This is a genomic window from Nocardiopsis oceani, assembly GCF_054777395.1.
Genome location: NZ_BAAHAR010000008.1, coordinates 91,586 through 109,602, shown reverse-complemented (window position 1 = coordinate 109,602; position 18,017 = coordinate 91,586). Strand labels below are relative to the sequence as shown.

Annotated in this window: 15 protein-coding genes; 1 reads left to right on the top strand and 14 read right to left on the bottom strand. The window is 68.9% G+C overall.

Annotated features, from left to right (window positions below; genetic code table 11):
• Window positions 1-11 precede the first annotated feature (11 nt).
• From rpmA to ACYVDG_RS06215, 5 genes are all read right to left on the bottom strand, one after another.
• Complete coding sequence (rpmA, locus tag ACYVDG_RS06235) at window positions 12-269, bottom strand: 50S ribosomal protein L27 (protein ID WP_460747379.1); 258 nt, start codon at window positions 267-269, stop codon at window positions 12-14.
• Between the two features lie 13 nt (window positions 270-282).
• Window positions 283-594: a 50S ribosomal protein L21 gene (gene rplU / locus ACYVDG_RS06230; RefSeq protein ID WP_460747425.1), complete on the bottom strand. Its 312-nt coding sequence runs from the start codon at window positions 592-594 to the stop codon at window positions 283-285.
• 283 nt (window positions 595-877) lie between these two features.
• Window positions 878-4,030, bottom strand: a complete 3,153-nt coding sequence (locus ACYVDG_RS06225; protein ID WP_460747378.1) for an Rne/Rng family ribonuclease — start codon at window positions 4,028-4,030, stop codon at window positions 878-880.
• 158 nt (window positions 4,031-4,188) lie between these two features.
• The gene (locus ACYVDG_RS06220; protein ID WP_460747377.1) at window positions 4,189-4,971 is read right to left on the bottom strand and encodes a TIGR03936 family radical SAM-associated protein; all 783 of its coding nucleotides are present in this window, start codon (window positions 4,969-4,971) and stop codon (window positions 4,189-4,191) included.
• Window positions 4,972-5,596: 625 nt separating this feature from the next.
• Complete coding sequence (locus tag ACYVDG_RS06215) at window positions 5,597-6,139, bottom strand: TetR/AcrR family transcriptional regulator (protein WP_460747376.1); 543 nt, start codon at window positions 6,137-6,139, stop codon at window positions 5,597-5,599.
• 164 nt (window positions 6,140-6,303) lie between these two features.
• Between ACYVDG_RS06215 and ACYVDG_RS06210 the strand changes: the two genes are divergently transcribed.
• Window positions 6,304-7,281, top strand: coding sequence for an aldo/keto reductase (locus tag ACYVDG_RS06210; RefSeq protein ID WP_460747375.1), 978 nt, complete (start codon window positions 6,304-6,306; stop codon window positions 7,279-7,281).
• An 85-nt stretch (window positions 7,282-7,366) separates the two neighbouring features.
• Here the strand turns inward: ACYVDG_RS06210 and ACYVDG_RS06205 are convergent, their stop codons facing one another.
• The 9 genes from ACYVDG_RS06205 to ACYVDG_RS06165 all read right to left on the bottom strand — a co-directional run bounded on the left by ACYVDG_RS06205 (window position 7,367) and on the right by ACYVDG_RS06165 (window position 17,956).
• Window positions 7,367-9,307, bottom strand: a complete 1,941-nt coding sequence (locus ACYVDG_RS06205) for a TIGR03960 family B12-binding radical SAM protein (RefSeq protein WP_460747374.1) — start codon at window positions 9,305-9,307, stop codon at window positions 7,367-7,369.
• A gap of 170 nt (window positions 9,308-9,477) precedes the next feature.
• Window positions 9,478-10,662, bottom strand: coding sequence for a rod shape-determining protein RodA (gene rodA, locus ACYVDG_RS06200; protein WP_460747373.1), 1,185 nt, complete (start codon window positions 10,660-10,662; stop codon window positions 9,478-9,480).
• Window positions 10,663-12,795, bottom strand: coding sequence for a penicillin-binding protein 2 (gene mrdA / locus ACYVDG_RS06195; RefSeq protein WP_460747372.1), 2,133 nt, complete (start codon window positions 12,793-12,795; stop codon window positions 10,663-10,665).
• 4 nt (window positions 12,796-12,799) lie between these two features.
• A complete protein-coding gene (gene mreD, locus ACYVDG_RS06190; RefSeq protein WP_460747371.1) occupies window positions 12,800-13,360 on the bottom strand; it encodes a rod shape-determining protein MreD in 561 nt (186 codons plus the stop codon).
• The gene (gene mreC / locus ACYVDG_RS06185; protein WP_460747370.1) at window positions 13,357-14,256 is read right to left on the bottom strand and encodes a rod shape-determining protein MreC; all 900 of its coding nucleotides are present in this window, start codon (window positions 14,254-14,256) and stop codon (window positions 13,357-13,359) included. The genes mreD and mreC overlap by 4 nt, the downstream gene beginning before the upstream one ends.
• Before the next feature lies 1 nt (window position 14,257).
• Window positions 14,258-15,292, bottom strand: coding sequence for a rod shape-determining protein (locus tag ACYVDG_RS06180; protein WP_460747369.1), 1,035 nt, complete (start codon window positions 15,290-15,292; stop codon window positions 14,258-14,260).
• A gap of 227 nt (window positions 15,293-15,519) precedes the next feature.
• Window positions 15,520-15,924: a nucleoside-diphosphate kinase gene (gene ndk, locus ACYVDG_RS06175; protein ID WP_460747368.1), complete on the bottom strand. Its 405-nt coding sequence runs from the start codon at window positions 15,922-15,924 to the stop codon at window positions 15,520-15,522.
• A gap of 173 nt (window positions 15,925-16,097) precedes the next feature.
• The gene (locus ACYVDG_RS06170; protein WP_460747367.1) at window positions 16,098-16,577 is read right to left on the bottom strand and encodes a DUF4233 domain-containing protein; all 480 of its coding nucleotides are present in this window, start codon (window positions 16,575-16,577) and stop codon (window positions 16,098-16,100) included.
• Between the two features lie 29 nt (window positions 16,578-16,606).
• The gene (locus tag ACYVDG_RS06165) at window positions 16,607-17,956 is read right to left on the bottom strand and encodes a bifunctional folylpolyglutamate synthase/dihydrofolate synthase (protein WP_460747366.1); all 1,350 of its coding nucleotides are present in this window, start codon (window positions 17,954-17,956) and stop codon (window positions 16,607-16,609) included.
• Window positions 17,957-18,017: the final 61 nt, after the last annotated feature.

Sequence of the window (18,017 nt, the reverse complement as noted above, 5' to 3'; positions counted from 1 at the left end):
GGCGCGAACTGCTAGGCGCCGGCCGGAACGATGTTGACGGCCTTGCGGCCGCGGAAGTTGCCGAACTTGACCTCGCCCTCGACCAGGGCGAACAGCGTGTCGTCGCCACCACGGCCGACGTTGGCGCCGGGGTGGAACCTGGTGCCGCGCTGACGGATCAGGATCTCACCGGCGGAAACCTGCTGACCACCGAAACGCTTCACGCCGAGGCGCTTAGCGTTGGAGTCGCGACCGTTCTTGGTGGACGAAGCGCCCTTCTTGCTTGCCATATCTCCAGGCCTCCTACTTCGCCGCGATGCCGGTGACGCGCACCTGGGTGTGCTTCTGGCGGTGCCCCTGGCGCCTCTTGTAACCGGTCTTGTTCTTGTACTTCAGGATATTGATCTTGGGGCCCTTGGTCTCGCCGAGGACCTCGGCGGTGACCGTGTAGCCGTTCAGCTTGTCGGCCTCGCTGATGACACTGTCACCGTCGACCACAAGGATGGGCTGCCACGTCAGGGTGGCACCGGTCTCATCCGAGACCCTGTCGATGTTCAGGACGTCATCGACAGACACCTTCTCCTGTCGGCCGCCCGCTCGCACGATCGCGTACACCGGGGAACTCTCTTCCTGCTCGCTCAACGAATAATGCGCTCACTCATGACCGTGATGCCACGATCCACGAATCGCCTGTAGCGGGGCGTGGGGATCTGAGGGAAACAAACCCACCTTGGTGGAGAGCACTTCGGTCTCGGGGCGCGCGAACATTTGGGGCGCGCCGACGCACCGTCCATCAGATTACCATCGACCCGGCACAGGACCGCACACGTGTCCTGGTCCGAACCCGTTCGTTACCGGGTCCGGACCAGGTTGCTGTCCCGCCTTTACCGCCGGTCGGTCAGCCGGCGTCGACCGCGGTGGACCCACTGGTCGGTGAGGTCACCGCCGTCTTGGTCCGCCGCGTACGGCGACGCTTGGGCCGCTCAGCGGTGCCGTCGGACTCGCCGTCGGCGGAGGCGGGTGCCTCGGTGGCGTCGGTGTCCGAGTCCTGCTCGTCACCGCTCGCCTGCGCCTGCTCACCCTCACCGCTGTCGGCCTTCGCGGCCTTGCGGGTGCTGGTGCGCCTGCGGGTCTTCTTCGCCGGTGCCTCCTCGGCCGCAGGGGCCTCGGTCTGCTCCGTGCTCTGTCCGTCCTGCTGCGCCTCGTCCCCGGCCTCCGCGGGGTCCGCTGCCTTCTTGGCCCGGGACGTGCGCTTACGGGTCTTCTTCGCGGGTGCGGGCTGTTCGGACGCGTCCTGCTCAGCTGCGACCGGCTCTGAAGCTGCCTGCTCGGATTCAGGTGCCTGTGCTTCGGCGGGCTCGGACTCGTTCTCCGGCGGCCCTGCGACCCGGCGGCTTCGGCCCTTGGCCGCGGCCTTGGCCGGCTTGCCCGATTTCTCGGCCTTGTCCCCGGGGTGGTCTCCGCCGTCGGCGTTCTCGTCGCCGCCCGCGGACTTGTCGGCCTTGTCCTGCTTGTCCTTGTCGGCCTTCTCACCCGAGGGCTCGACCTCGGCCTTGCCCTTTTTCTTCTTGCGGCCACCGGTGCTGCCGCCGCCCTTGTTCTCCACTGGTTCGCTGGAGACCACCAGGCCGCGACCGTTGCAGTGGTCACAGTTGTGGGAGAAGGCTTCGAGCAGGCCCTGCCCGACCCGCTTACGGGTCATCTGCACCAGGCCCAGCGAGGTGACTTCGGCCACCTGGTGCTTGGTGCGGTCGCGCGAGAGGCACTCGAGCATCCGGCGGAGCACCAGGTCGCGGTTGGACTCCAGCACCATGTCGATGAAGTCGACCACGATGATGCCGCCGATGTCGCGCAGCCGGAGCTGGCGCACGATCTCCTCGGCCGCCTCGAGGTTGTTCTTGGTGACCGTCTCCTCGAGGTTGCCGCCCTGCCCGGTGAACTTGCCGGTGTTGACGTCGACCACGGTCATGGCCTCGGTCCGGTCGATGATCAGCGAACCGCCGCTGGGCAGGTAGACCTTGCGGTCGAGAGCCTTGTTGATCTGCTCATCGATCCGGTAGGCGGAGAAGACGTCCTGGTCCTCGGACCAGTGCGACAGGCGCTCGGCGAGGTTGGGCGCCACGTAGTCCACGTACTCGTGGACGGTGGTCCACGCCTCGTCACCGGAGACGACGAGGCTGGAGAAGTCCTCGTTGAACACGTCGCGCACGACTCGGACGGTGAGGTCCGGCTCGCTGTTGAGCAGGGCCGGGGCGCTCGCCGACTTGGACTTGCGCTTGATCGAGTCCCACTGCTTGGCCAGGCGGTTGATGTCGCGCTCGAGCTCCTCCTCGCTGGCGCCTTCGGCCGCCGTGCGCACGATCACCCCGGCGCCGGAGGGCATCACCTTCTTGAGGATGGCCTTGAGGCGGGCGCGCTCCTTGTCAGGGAGCTTACGGCTGATACCGGTCATCGAACCGCCGGGCACGTACACCAGGTAGCGGCCGGGCAGGCTGATCTGGCTGGTCAGACGGGCGCCTTTGTGTCCGACCGGGTCCTTGGTGACCTGCACCAGCACCGACTGGCCGGACTTGAGCACGGACTCGATGCGCTTGGGCTGGCCCTCCAGGCCGAAGGAGTCCCAGTTGACCTCGCCCGCGTACAGCACGGCGTTACGGCCCTTGCCGATGTCGACGAAGGCGGCCTCCATCGACGGCAGCACGTTCTGCACCCGGCCCAGGTACACGTTGCCCACGTACGAACGGTGCGCGGCCCGGTCGACGTAGTGCTCGACCAGGACGTCGTCCTCGAGGACGGCGATCTGGGTGCGGTCACCGGTCCTGCGGACCACCAGGTCGCGCTTGACCGCTTCCCGGCGGGCCAGGAACTCCGATTCGGTGACGATCGGCGCGCGGCGCCGACCCTGCTCGCGCCCCTCGCGGCGGCGCTGCTTCTTGGCCTCCAAGCGGGTGGAACCGCGGACCGCCTGGACCTCGTTCTCGATGGGCCGTTCCGGACGCGGCTCGCGCACCTTGACCACGGTGTTCGGCGGGTCGTCGTTGGTGTTCTCGCCACCCGAGCCCGTCCGGCGCCGCCTACGGCGGCGCCGTCGACTGCTGCCCCGCTCATCACCGTCATCGGAGTCGCCACCGGAGCCGCCCTCGGAGCTGTCGTCCTCCTCGGTGGCGGACGATTCCGTCTTCTCCGTCTTCCGGCGGTCCTTGGTGGAGCCCTCCGCAGGCGCGGTGTCGTCCTGGCCGTCCTCGTTGTCGCCGTCATCGGCGCCACGCGACCGGCCTCGGCCGCGGCCGCCTCGGCGACGGCGGCGGCGACTCGGGCGCTCGTCCGAACCGGTCTCCTCGGCCTGGTCGTCCTGCTCGTCGGTCTCTTCCTCGACCTCCGGCTCAGCGACCTCCTGGGGCTTCTGCTGGGCCTTCCTGGCCTTCTCCTTGGTCTTGACCGGAGCGCTCTGATGGGCGACCGGAGGCTGGAAGAGCATGCCGCCTGGCGGCTGGAAGGCGGAGCCGCCGGATTCTTCCGGGGCCTCCTCCCGGACCTCTTCCTCGGGAGCCTCAGCGGCGGGTGCCTCGACCGTCTTCGCGGCACGGCCGCGAGTCCTGGTGCGGGATCGGCCCTTGGGGCCGGTGCCCTCGGACTCGTCAGCGCTGTCCGAGGCCTTGTTCCCCTGGCCTTTGCTCTCCTGGGCCTTGTTCGCCGAGGCCTGCTCGCCCGTGGACCGGGTACGGCCGCGGCGCGTGGCTGCGGCCGGAGCGTCCTCGGGGCGGCCGGCGGCACGCACGGTCCGCCTACGAGAGCTAGGAGTGGTCACCTCGGTCTTGACCGTGCCGCCCTCGCCGGAACCGGCCAGGGTGGTGGTCGGTTTGGCCGGCGCGGAGAACACGTCGTCTGGCTCAGGGGGTGGACCTGCCGCGCGGCGAGCGCCCTTGGCGGACGCGGGTGTGGTCACCCGCACCGCGCCGTCCCCCGAGGGGGGCGTCGCCGCCCTGTTCTCGGTTGTTTCAGTTGTACCCGCGGTGCCTTCGGCACCGTTCTTGGGCTCGTTGTCGAGCATCCGGGCGGTCTCCCGTCAAAGCCTCCGGGCGCGCCGCGACCTCGCGGTCGGCGTCGCGGCTCACGAAAGCTGTCGTCGCTGTGTCAGCGCCGGCGGCACCAGAGTGCCTCCGGGGCAAAGTCCTGTGGTTTCGCCCATGTTCCCCGCTTTGGGACCGCTCATCCTCGCGGTCCCGTCATGGACGATGACGGCCGTGGTGCGCGGGTGCGTCGATCGTTCGTCTTGTCGTGCGCGGGCCCGGCGCTCTCGGTGGTGGGAGCTTCGGGTCGGTCCGCGTCGAACGGGTCGGCAATCACACCTGTCGCCTCGTCCAGTGGCCCCTGCGCCAGCCTGGTCATCTTCGGTGATGACGGCGGCGCGAGGTCGGCCAGTTGGCGAAGGCCGGTCAGCACGTCGTCTGGTCGTACAGCAGGTTGCGTGTGCCGTACGGCCATTCGAAGTATGGCATATGTCGCGTGTCGGTCCCCTGGGGCGCGCCCATGGGATCCGCTACACACGTCGATGCCGAGAACAGCCGGGCGGGTGTCGAAGCGGCGTCGGCCCTTCTTCGTCATCCGTTCCACCTCAACACTGTCGGCGGCCAGATAGGCAGCCACCGACTTGGCGGCGTCGTCGGGGTCGACGTCCGCCATCTCCACTCGCCATTCGGAGGCCTGAAGCCGGTCGGCCAGACCCGGTGTCCGGGCCTCGACGACCTCGAGCACATCGACACCGTCGGGCATGGCCGCGTCGATAGCGTCCCTGACCTGTTCGGGTCGGCATGCCTGGGCCAGAGTGAGCTCTAGATACTCCGCCTCGCTGGCGACCCCGGTCGGGGCCGCGCCGGTATAGGAGATCTTGGGGTGTGGTGAGAAGCCAGCGGAGAACGCCACCGGCACAGAGGCCCTACGCAGGGCCCTCTCCAGTGCCCGGGCGAGATCACGGTGGCTTGCGAATCGCATGCGTCCGCGCTTGGCGTAGCGGACGCGAAGCCGTTGGCCGGGTTTGGCGGTGGAGGGTGAGGTGGTGCCCTCGTGTGCGGGGGGCAGCTCAACTCCTTTCCTCAGTGCCCCCTGAGTCCGGACCGGCTGTGGCGGCCCGCAGGGGCTGTTCCTCGTCCTGTTCAGCGTACGGTGCGCCGCGGTGCACATGCGCCAACAGGACTACGCATACCGGTACCTCCCCCACTGACCTGCGGCCGAAAAGTACCGACCAGGTCTGAGCGGGTGCTGAACCGGTGTTCACCACCAGAACACGGGGGCCTGAGAAAAAAATCCAAAGAAAATCCGCAATCGATGGCAACCCATCGCGCGACCCGCGAGTCTTACTTCACGTACGGCCCGGCGCGAGCGGGGCGCCGGGCCGTACACCTTCCGGACACAGCCGATGCGACTCCCCTCCACACAGGGTCGAGGTGCGGGGCGGGGTACACGGCAGAGAGCGCCCGAAGCGCGCATCCTACTCTTTTTCCTCCCAGGACACACTGGTTTCACCCGTTTCTGTCTGCATTCGTGTTGCCCTGGACCTCGTTACGCACCCAGTACCCCTCCCCCTCAAGCTCCTCCCCCGTCTCCTCAGACACACGCCTCAGGCCCGGAGCCCGGCCAGCACTACTTCCACGGTCCGCTGGCGCGCCGCCTCGTTCGCACCCCCGCGCTCGCGGGCCATGCACCCCTCCATCAACGCCTTGACGTCGGTCGCGTCCACGTCCTCGCGGACGGCTCCGGCCCGCTGCGCTTCGGCCAGGAGGCCTCCGAGCGCGGCGCCCACGTCGCACCCGGTGTCGCTCACCGCGGCCGCGACGTCGAACCCGCCTCCCCGCAGGGCCTCGCCAAGCCCGTGGTCGAGTGCGCCTTCTTCGACCATGAAGGAGAAGAAGGCCGCGAAGGCCTCCCAGGGCTCCATGTCCGCACCGAACCGGCGCGCGGCTCCGACCAAGCGCTCCATTCGGCTGAGCACGATCGCCCGGTAGAGGTCCTCCTTCGCGGGGAAGTGCCTGCTGACGGTCCCTGTCCCGACCCCCGCACGCCGGGCGATCTCTTGGACCGGCACGGAGAGCCCTTCAGTCGCGAAAGCCTCCACCGCCGCTTGAAGAACCTTCTCCCTGTTGCGTCTGGCATCGGCGCGCACGCGCCACCTTCCCTTCACCGAGCAATAGACAATCGGGACGCCCATCCCGTATATTCCGAACAACCGGGATGGATATCCCGATTCTATTCGGAAGGACACCGTCATGCGTGACGTCACCTTAGGCAGCAACGGTCCCGTTTGTCTCCGCCCTCGGGCTCGGTTGCATGGTCCTGAACCAGTCCTACGGCGCGCCAGCCCATCGCGACGACGCCCTCGCCACCCTCGAACACGCCCTCGACCTCGGCATCCGCTTCTGGGACACCTCCGATGCCTACGCCTTCGGCGAGAACGAGGAGCTGCTCGGCGCGGCAGTGGCCCGTTTCGGCCGTGACAACGTCGTCCTGGCCAGCAAGTTCGGCGGGGTCTTCGACCCCGACACCAAGGAGCCGACCGGCATCCGCGGTGACCCCGACTACGTCCACCAGGCCTGCGACGCGAGCCTGGCACGCCTCGGCACCGACCACATCGACCTCTACTACCAGCACCTCCCCGACCCGGCCGTCCCCGTGGAGGAGACCGTCTCGGCCATGGCCGAGCTGGTCGAAGCGGGCAAGGTCGGCCACATCGGGCTCTCCAACGTCACCGCCGCGCAGGTGCGTGCCGCCCACCGGGTGCACCCGGTCGCGGCCGTACAAAGCGAGTGGTCCCTGTTCGCCCGGGGCGCCGAACGCGAGCTCGTACCCGCGTGCGTCGAGCTCGGGATCGGTTTCGTCCCCTACTCGCCGCTGGGACGCGGCTTCCTCACCGGGGCCTTCACCAACCCCAACGACCTCGCTGAGGACGATGTGCGCCGTGCCTACCCGTGGTTCGCAGAGGGCAACGTCCGCGGCAACGCGGCACTGCTGGCCCCGGTTCGGCGCGTGGCCGAGAAGCGGGACGCCACCCCAGCCCAGGTAGCGCTGGCCTGGCTGGCACACCGCGCCGAGGACACCGGTGTCGCCGCCGCGCCCATCCCCGGCACCAAGCGGGCCGCTCGCCTGGACGAGAACGCCGGTTCCCTGGATCTCCGGCTCACCGACGCCGAAATCGCCGACCTCGACCCCCTGGCCGCGCGCGTAGCCGGGTCGCGCCGCCCGGATCTGCCGCCCGAACTGCGGTCGCTGATGCCCGACGACCACGGCGAGGATGCCGCCCACCCCTGACCGGATCGGGCCAGGACCGGCCCGGGCTCATCGAAACACACCGCGGGCGCGCGAGGCACCACCCCGCGTGCCCGTCGGGGTCCGGTTACCGGACCACGGTCAGCGGCAGCATCGGACGGCCACCGGCCTCATCGTTGATCTGGATCTCAGTGCCCATGGTGGGACACACACCGCAGTCGTAGCAGGGGTTCCAGCGGCAGTCGTCGATCTCCACCGACTCGTTCCCGTGCAAGGAGTCCTGCCAGTCCTGCCAGAGCCAGGAGCGGTCCAGCCCGGCGTCCAGGTGGTCCCAGGGCAGGACCTCGTCCTCGTCGCGCTCACGGGTGGTGAACCAGTCCACGTCCACCCCGGTTCCGGCCAGTCCGGTCTCGCCCGCCTTCATCCAGCGGTCGTAGGAGAAGTGTTCGCTCCAGCCGTCGAAGCGGCCGCCCGCGTTCCACGCCTCCTCGACGATCCGGCCGACCCGGCGGTCGCCCCGGGACAGCAGGCCCTCCACGATGGATGGTCGGCCCTCGTGGTAGCGCAGACCGATGGACTTGCCGAACTTGCGGTCCCCGCGGAGCCGGTCCCTCAGCTTGCGCAGGCGGGCGTCCACGTCCTCGTGGGAGGTCTGGGCGGCCCACTGGAACGGGGTCTGGGGCTTGGGCACGAAACCGCCGATGGAGACCGTGCAGCGGATGTCCTTGCGTCCGGTCACCTCCCGGCCGATACGGATCACCTCGGTGGCCAGGTCGGCGATGGCCAGGACGTCCTCGTCCTCCTCGGTGGGCAGGCCGCACATGAAGTAGAGCTTCACCTGCCGCCATCCGGCTTCGTAGGCGGCGGTGACGGTACGGATGAGGTCGGCCTCGGTGACCATCTTGTTGATCACCCGGCGCATCCGCTCGCTGCCGCCCTCGGGGGCGAAGGTCAGGCCGGAGCGGCGACCGTTGCGGGTCAGCTCGTTGGCGAGGTCGATGTTGAAGGCGTCCACCCTGGTCGAGGGCAGCGACAGCCCGGTGTTGGTGCCCTCATAGTGGTCCGCGAGGTTCTTGGCGATGTCACCGATCTCGCTGTGGTCGGCGCTCGAGAGCGAGAGCAGGCCCACCTCCTGGAAGCCGGAGGACTTCACCCCGTCCTCGACCATCTTCTGGACGGTCTGCTGGTTGCGCTCGCGAACCGGCCTGGTGATCATCCCGGCCTGGCAGAACCGGCAGCCTCGGGTGCAGCCGCGGAAGATCTCCACGCTGTACCGCTCGTGCACGGACTCGGCCGTGGGCACGATCGGCCGCTTCGGATAGGGCCACTGGTCCAGGTCCATCACGGTGTGCTTCTGCACCGTGTTCGGTACCCCCGGGCGGTTGGGCGTGTACGCCGCGATCCGGCCGTCCTCCTGGTAGCTCACGTCGTAGAAGCGCGGCACGTACACTCCGCCGGTGGCAGCCAGGCGCAGCAGCAGGCCGTCCCGACCCCCTGGTTCGCCCTCCTCCTTGAACTCGCGAACGATCTCGGTGATGGCGAGGGTGATCTCCTCACCGTCACCCAGGACCACGGCGTCGAGGAAATCGGCGATGGGCTCGGGGTTGAAGGCCGCGTGCCCGCCCGCGAGGACGACCGGGTCCTCCTCGGTCCGGTCAGTGGAACGGCGCGGGATCCCGGCCAGGTCCAGGGCGGTGAGCATGTTGGTGTAGCCCATCTCGCTGGCGAAGCTCAGCCCCAGCACGTCGAAGGCGCGGATCGGCCGGTGGGCGTCGACCGTGAAGTGCGGGATGCCGTGCTCGCGCATCAGCTTCTCCATGTCCGACCAGACCGCGTAGGCGCGCTCTGCCAGGACGCCCTCGCGCTCGTTGAGGACCTCGTACAGGATCTGCACGCCCTGGTTGGGCACGCCCACCTCGTAGGCGTCCGGGTACATGAGCGCCCAGCGCACAGTCGCGGCGTCCCAGTCCTTGACGACGGAGTTGAGCTCACCGCCCACATACTGGATGGGCTTGCCCACTTGGGGCAGGAGGGGTTCGAGGCGCGGGAAGAGGCTTTCGACGGACATGGTGTAGGCCTTCGATCGGCGGACATCGTGTCTGGCTGGTTCCCGTCCGTCCCCGCGCGGGGACGGTGAGACCGGGCCACTGGACCTGGAGCCGCGGTCGCGCGGTGAAGTACCAGAGTACCGGCGGGGGTGCCTCCCGGACCGGTTGTCCACAGCCCCGACAGGCCCGGTCAGTACTCGAATCCCCGATCCCTGGAGTTGACGCCCAGGACCAAGCCGAGGGCGAGCATGTTCGCCAGGATCGCGGTGCCTCCGTAGGACACGAGCGGCAGGGGGATACCGGTCACCGGCAGCAGGCCCAGGCCCATCCCGATGTTGACGAAGGCCTGGAACCCGAACCAGCTGGCCACGCCCAGGCACAGCAGTCGCGGGTACGGAAGGTCGCAGCCCTTGGCAATGCGCAGAATCCGCCAGAGGACCACGGCGAACAGGACGATGATCGCCGCGGCACCGACGAACCCGAGTTCCTCCCCGGCGACGGTGAAGATGAAGTCGGTGTGCTGCTCGGGCACGAACCGCCCATGGGTCTGTTCTCCCTGGAAGAGCCCGGTGCCGTCGAAACCGCCGGACCCCACGGCGATCAGTGCCTGGGCGGAGTTGTAACCCGCGCCCTGGGGATCGGCGGCCGGATCCATCAGGGTGGCGATCCGCTGCATCTGGTAAGGCTCCAGCAGGTCGAACCACAGCACCGCGAACACCGTGGCCGCCCCGGCGGCGAGCATGCTGCCCACCCAGACGATGGGTGCCCCGGACAAGGGGAGCATGCCGAGGAAGATGGCGACGAGGACGAGACTGGTACCCAGGTCGGGTTGGAGCACCACCAGCGCGAGCGGGATGACCAGGGCGAGCAGGCAGAAGAGCACATCCCGGGTCATCGGCCGGGTCTCGCCGTCCCGGGGTTCACCGAGCAGCGTGGCCAGGACCAGGACCAGGCCGACCTTGGCGAGCTCACTGGGCTGGAACTGGAAACCCGCGACCACGATCCACCCGCGGGATCCGTTGATCACCGCTCCGAGCGGGGTGAGCACCAGCAGCAGGGCGATCACCGTGAACACGTAGACGATGGGCGCGTAGGCGCGGACCGTACGGTAGTCCGTGCCCGCCACGATCAGGCAGGCGACCAGGGCCACGCCGAGGTGCGCGAGGTGGCGGACCAACTGGTCGACGGTGTTCAAGGGGTCGCTGCCGTCCCCCGGCAGTGTCGCCGACCAGACGAGCACCGAACCGATCATTCCCAGAGCCAGGACGGAGCAGACCAGGATCCAGTCCAGGCCGCGAGCTCCCCCAGCGGCCGAGGCCAGGGTCTTCCGGAAGTCGCGCTGCCGCTGGGGCGGCCCACCCATGTTCGTGATCAATCAGGGCTCCAGCATCTCGATGGAACCGTCCGAGCGGACGATCGGCAGTTCGCCGTGCGGTTCGCCTCCGGGCAGCAGGGGCTCGCCGTCCGCGACGTCCTCGATGTCGCCGGAGGACGAGAACCCGTAGATGCCCTCGAAGATCTCCTTCGCGATGGGAGCGGCGGTCTCCCCGCCGGTGCCTCCCTGGGAGACCAGGACGGCGATGGCGTACTGCGGGTCCTCGGCCGGGGCGTAGGAGGCGAACCAGGACGAGACCTCGCGCCCCTCCACGTCGGCGCTGCCCGTCTTCCCTGCGACGGACACCTCGTCCTGTGGGAAGTCGGCGAAGGCGCCGCCACCGGTACCGGACTCGGTCACCTCGGCCAGTGCGTCCTGGAGGTAGGAGATGGTCTCGTCGCTGACGGGCAGTTCCTGCTTGACCGTCGGTTCGATCTCCTCCACCTCGGAACCGTCGGCCGCGACCATCGCCTTGGCCACTCGGGGCTCGTACAGCGTGCCGCCGTTGGCGATGGCCGAGTAGGCGCTGGCCAACTGCAGCGGGCTCACCAGGACGTCGCCCTGACCGATCGAGAAGTTGATGGCCTCGCTGGCCCGCCACTCGAAGCCCTCCACGCAGTGCTCGTGCGCGAGCTGTTTGAGGTAGGCGGCCCGGGACGGGTCGGTCTCGGCGACGTCCGGGTAACCGTTCTCGGCCCGCTCGCAGTTGACCTCCCGGGTCTCCTCCCAGAAGGTCTGCTTCCACTCGCGGTCCGGGATGCGGCCACCGGTCTCGTAGGGCAGGTCCACACCGGTGGGCGAACCGAAACCGTAGCCGCGGGCCATGTTGGCCATCGCCTCGTCGGGTTCGCCGTCGGGGTGGAGCCCTCCGTCCTCCTGCCACATCTGGTAGCCGAAGTTGTAGAAGACGGTGTTGCACGAGGCGATGATGGCCTGGCGCAGGGTGATAGTGCCCTGCCCGGCGCCCGCGTAGTTGTCGTAGCTCTGCCCGGCCAGGCTGACCGAACCCGGGCAGGCGTAGGTGCTGCGTAGCTCGTACCCGTTCTCGACCGCGGCGGACATCGACGACACCTTGAACGTGGAGCCGGGCGGATACGTGCCCTGAACCGCGCGGGAGAGCAGGGGCTCCCCCGCTTCCTCGCTGAGCATGGCGTCGAAGGTCTCTTGGTCGATCCCGCCGTCCCAGATGGTGGGGTCGTAGGTGGGCACACTCGCCATGGCCACGACCCCGCCGTTGGTGACGTCCAGGACGACGGCCGCCCCGGAGTCGGCCTGGTACTCGGGCCGGGCGCCGGCCATACCCCTGGCGAGGGCTTCCTCAGCGACCTTCTGGACGTTCATGTCCATGTGGGTGACCAAGTGCCTGCCCGCCTCGGGTGCACGCTCGGAGACGACGTCCATGATCTCGCCGTGGTTGTTCACGCCGAGGGTCCGCAGCCCGGCGGTGCCGCGCAGCTCCTTGTCGTAGATGGCTTCGAGTCCGTCCCGGCCCACCTGGTCGATCCCGGTGAAGTGGGTGCGCAGCTCCTCACGCGCCTCCAGCTCCTCCTGGGTGACCGGCTGCAGGTAGCCGAGCATCTGTCCGGCGTGCTCCCCATAGGGGTACTCGCGCACGGCCTGGGCCTGGGCGGTGATACCTGGGAAGTCGTCGGCGCGTTCCATGATCTGGAGCGCGACGGGCCCGTCGACGTCCTCAGCGAGGGTGACGGGCTGGTAGGGCGAACCCGGCCAGCAGGGCCGCTCGACCTCGGGACCGCACAGGCGCATGCGCTGCTGGAGTTCCTCCAAGGGTACGTCGAGCACCTCGGCGAGACCGGTGAGGACCTCCTCGCCGCCGTCCGGCATTCCCTGGAGTTCATGGTAGTCAGCCGACACCAGCAGCTCGGTCTTGTTGCTCACCACCGAGCGCCCGCTCGAGTCGAGGATCTGCCCTCGAGTGGCGGGGACGACGAGCTCCTGGTGGTGGTTGGAGACCGCGAGTTCACGGTAGTGGTCGGCCATCGGCACCTGGAGGTACCAGAGGCGGCCGACCAGGACCGCGAACAGGACCAGGACCAGGAACTGGGCGAGGAGCAGGCCGAACCGGCCGAATCTGCGCCCCGGAAGCGTGGGATCTACGGGAGGCTTGCGCACCGGGTCACCACCCGCCCGAGTAGGTCGGTCCTTGGATCGTGGCGAAGTCGCTTTCGGTGAGTTTGGCGCGCACCCAGAGGACCGGCAGGGTGACCAGGGGTGCGACCGCCATGGTCAGCAGCGCGCCGATACCGGTGTTGACGGCGACCGAGCCGAGGGTGATGTGCGCGTCGCCCATCACGAGGCCGAGGAAGGCGTATCCCAAACCCACGGCAACGGACACGACCGGGACGATGCCGCAGGCGGCCCAGCCCGACGCACCGGCCCCGGTCGCCCCGCCGAAGCCGGTGTTGGCCCGCAAGAGCGCGAGAACGTAGGCAGCCAGGCACAGCACGAGGGCGTAGCGGCCCATCGGGTGTTCGGCCGGCGGCAGTACGTCCATGGCCATCCCCGCCGCGAACCCGCATCCGGCTGCCGCCGCGGGGCTGGTGGTCAGGGCGACCGCGACGACCGCCGCGATCACCAGGTCGGGCCCCGGCCCCCACTCGAAGGGCAACCGGTGGATGACCGTGGTTTGGGCGAGCACCGCGACGGTCACCATGATCAGGGTCGCGACGGCCCTCATTGGTCCCCCTCGGGGTCGGGTTTGGGCGGAAGCACGGAATCCCGCGGGTCCTCGGACGGCCCGTCGACGACCACCCCCACCACGTCCATGGCCGCGAAGTCCACGGCCGGTGTGATACGGGCGATCCGGCTCAGCGCACCGGGCGCGACCTGTACTTCGTCGACGGTCCCGATGGGCACGCCTGGCACGAAGGGCGCCCCTTCGTGGGAGCCGAGCGTGACCACACGGTCCCCTTCCTCGATGGGTGCCTCCATGTCGAAGAGCTCGAGGGTCAGGTCGGCCTCGGGACCGTTCGGGACGCTGCCACCGGTGACGGCGCCGATCTTGCGGGTCTCCTCCAGGCGGGCGCCGACCGAGGAGTTGACGTCGGTGGCGAGCTGGACCGTGGCGGTGCGGGGGCCGGCCTCGACGATCTTGCCGACCAGGCCGGATCCGCTGACCACGGTCATGTCCGGCTGGATCCCGGAGGAGGTTCCCGCGTCCAAGGTGGCCGTGTGCGCGTATCCGCGGGCCGTGGTGCGGGTGACGGCCTGGGCGGTGACGACCTCGTATCCGCCGATCCCGGACAGGTGCAGGAGTTCGTCGAGCTGGTCGGCGCGGCCGTCGTCGATCTGGGCTGCCTGCACCTCGGACTCGAGCTCGGCGTTGGCGGCCTCCAGCTCGGCGATGCGGTCAGCGGCTTCGGGTCCCTGGCTCACCCCTGCGTAGACCTCGGCCACGGGCCCGCCGACGTAGCCGACACCCGCGGCTGCGGGTGCGAACACCAGCTCGCCGCCGCCTCGGGCGAGTGAGGTCACCGGGTCATTGCCTGGACGGGCGTCCAGAACGAGCAGGGCCACGGCTGCCGCGACGAGGACCGCGAGGAACAGCCGGGACCGCGAGGAGTCGCGGAACATGTCAGCGCCGCCGTTCCGGGACGAGGACCTGGTGGAGCCGCTCGTAGTTCTCGACGCAGGTGCCGGAGCCGACGGCGACCGAATCGAGAGCGTTGTCGGCGAGGTGGATGGGCATCCCGGTCTCGTGGAGGAGCCGGTCGTCGAGGCCGCGCAGCATGGCGCCGCCGCCGGTGACGGCCACTCCCCGGTCCATGATGTCGCCGGACAGTTCGGGCGGGCACTTGTCGAGGCTGGTCCGGACCGCGTCGATGATGGCGGTGACCGGCTCCTCGATGGCCTGGCGCACGTCGGACTCGGACATGACGATCGTCTTGGGCAGCCCGCTGATGAGGTCGCGGCCGCGTACCTCCGCGTGCAGTTCCTCGGAGCCGGTGGGGTAGGCGGAGCCGACCGCCACCTTGAGTTCCTCGGCGGTGCGCTCCCCGATCATCAGGGAGTACTCCTTCTTGACGAAGGTCATGATGGCCTGGTCGAGTTCGTCACCGCCCACGCGGATCGACTGGGAGGTGACGATGCCGCCCATGGAGATGACGGCGACCTCGGTCGTGCCGCCGCCGATGTCGACGACCATGTTGCCGGTGGGTTCGTGAACGGGGAGCCCGGCGCCGATGGCGGCGGCCATGGGTTCCTCGATGATGTACACGCGGCGCGCACCGGCCTGGTAACCCGCTTCCTTGACCGCGCGGTGCTCGACCGAGGTGATGCCGCTCGGGACAGCGACGATGATGCGGGGTTTGGCGAAGTGGCGCCGACGGTGGATCTTCTGGATGAAGTACCTGAGCATGCGCTCGGTGACTTCGAAGTCGGCGATGACGCCGTCCTTGAGGGGGCGGATGGCGGTGATGTTGCTCGGCGTGCGGCCGATCATCTGCTTGGCCTCGATACCGACGGCCACGATCTTGCCGCTCGAGGTGTTGAGCGCGACCACCGACGGCTCGTTGAGGACGATGCCGCGCCCACGTACGTAGACGAGTGTGTTGGCGGTACCAAGGTCTACGGCCATGTCCCGGCCGAGAAATGCAAGGTTGTTCGGCATGTAACGTCCTCAGAGGCGCCGTGTCGGGCGTGGAAGCACGGAACGACCATAGGTAGTCGCGCCAGCACGTTAGGTGTCCAGTCCCCCGCATCGTAACGGTCAGCACTTAGCTGGTTACGCAAACACACCGAATTGTTGCCTCGTCACCGGACGAAAGGCGAGAAAAGAGAAGTGTCCCGGGGCGGTCGTCCCGGGACACCGACGTTGGACTCTGAGTCCGAATCCCCTTACAGGTCGGGGAAGAAGAGCTTGATCTCGCGCTCGGCGGAGTAGGTGGAGTCCGAACCGTGCACGATGTTCTGCTGGACCTCCAGAGCGAAGTCGCCTCGGATCGTGCCCGGGGTGGCGGTGACCGGGTCGGTCGCACCGGCCAAGGCACGGAAGGCCTCGATGGCACGCTCGCCCTCGACCACCATCGCGACCAGTGGGCCGCCGGTGATGAACTCCACCAGCGAGTCGAAGAACGGACGCGAAGCGTGCTCCTCGTAGTGCGTCTTGGCGGTGTCGGCGTCGAGCGTGCGCAGCTCCATCGCGACCAGGCTCAGGCCCTTGCGCTCGATGCGCGAGATGACCTCACCGACGATGTTGCGGCGGACACCGTCGGGCTTGATGAGAACGAGAGTGCGCTCCACGTGCGTTTCAACTCCTCACTGGGGACCCCACTCGTGGCGCGCACGGGCCTGCGCCCGCGGTGGCGACCGCACGCGTGAGGTGTACGGATGTGTGTCCGGGGTCCGACGGCGAGCTGAGGGGTTGGTCCGCGATCCGCGGATCCGGCCGCCCGCCTGCCCGGATGTGCGTCAGACTATCGCGTTTGACGCTGGGACGCGGTGGCCACCTCGTCATCAGCGGTGGAGCCCTCCCCTGTCCCCTCGGACTCCTGGGAACCTTCGGGCCCCTCAGCGCCTTCGGAGCCCTCGGCCCCCTCAGCCGCCTCGGCCCGCTCGGCCGCCTCCGCGTGCGCGGCATGCGCCGCCTGGGCCTCGTCGACCTTGCGCCCCATGATCACACCGGTGACCCACAGAGAGACGAACACGATGGCGACCAGCGGCATACCGGTGACCGTGAAGGAGCTGAACAGGAGCCCGGCTTGCAGGGCCCAGGCAGCATAGTGCGCCCAGGTGTGCTTCTGGAGCCCGGCGAGCACCAGCGCGGCCACGGCCATCCCGCCCCAGAGTCCTCCGGCGACGGCGGGGTCGGCGCCTTCCAGGTTGATGGCGATGGGGATCGCCAGGCCGATCACGATGACCTCGAACGCGAGGACGACGGCACAGACTGTGCGCACGGCAGTTTCCCTTCGTGGTGGGTCGCCCGCTACTCGCCGGACCCGCGCAACAGGTGCACGGCGTCACCCGCGGTGACGACCGATCCGGTGACCAGCACACCGACACCGCCGAACTCGCCGCCGCTCTCGGCCAAGCCCACGGCCTGGTCGATCGCGTCGTCGAGCCTGGCAGCCACGTGCACGCGGTCCTCACCGAAGATCTGTTGGGCCGCGGTGGAGAGCTGCGCCGCGTCGAGGGAACGCGGCGAGGAGTTGCGGGTGACGACGATCTCGTCGAGCAGTGGTTCGAGGGGATCCAGAATCCCCTCAACGTCCTTTTCGGCCATGACCGCGACCACGCCGATCAGCCGCGAGAAAGAGAAGGCCTCCTCCACGGCGCCGACGGTGGCGATCATCCCGGCCGGGTTGTGTGCGGCGTCGGCGATGACGGTCGGGCTGGTGCGAACGACCTCCATACGCCCGGGTGACTCCAGCCCCATCAGGGCTTCGCCCACGATCTCGGGGTCGAGTCCGACGGCGTCCTCCACAGCGGAGAACGCCTCCACGGCGGCGATCGCGACAGCGGCGTTGCTGGCCTGGTGTTCGCCGAACAGGGGCAGGAAGAGGTTGTCGTAGCTCCCGGTGAGGCCCTTCACGGCGATCTGCTGACCGCCGACGGCCACCTCACGGGAGGTCACCCCGAACTCCAGTCCCTCCCGGGCCACGGTGGACCCGACCTCGGCGGCGTGCCGGAGCAGCGCCTCCGCGGCGGGCACCGGCTGCTGTGCCATGACCGTGACGGAGTCGGGTTTGATGATGCCCGCCTTCTCCTCGGCGATGCCGTCGAGGGTGTCGGGCAGGTACTCGGTGTGGTCGATGCCGATCGGTGTGACGACCGCGACGTCCCCGTCGATGACGTTGGTCGCGTCCCAGCTGCCGCCCAAACCGACCTCCACCACGGCGACGTCCACGGGGGAGTCGGCGAAGGCGGCGTAGGCCATGACGGTGAGGATCTCGAAGAACGACAGCTGCACGTCGTGCATCGCGTCGGCCATCTCGAGGAAGGGCCGGATGTCGTCGTAGGCCTCGACGAACTCCTGCTGGGAGATCGGTTCGCCGTCGACGACGATACGCTCGCGCACCGTCCTCAGGTGGGGACTGGTGTAGCGGCCCACGCGCAGGCCCCGGGCGCGCATGAGCGCGTCGATCATGCGCGCGGTGGACGTCTTGCCGTTGGTCCCGGTGACGTGGATGACCCGGAAGTTGCGCTGCGGGTCACCCAACAGGTCCAGGACGGTGCGGACACGGTCCAGGTGAGGGTCGATTTCGGACTCGGGTGCGCGGGAGAGGATCTCCGCAGTGACCTCGGCGTAGCGCCCTTCGGCGCCCGCGCCACTCACGGCGTCTCGATGGTCGGGGTGTACACCCGCGCCAGTGTACGCGTCCCCACCTGGGAACGGT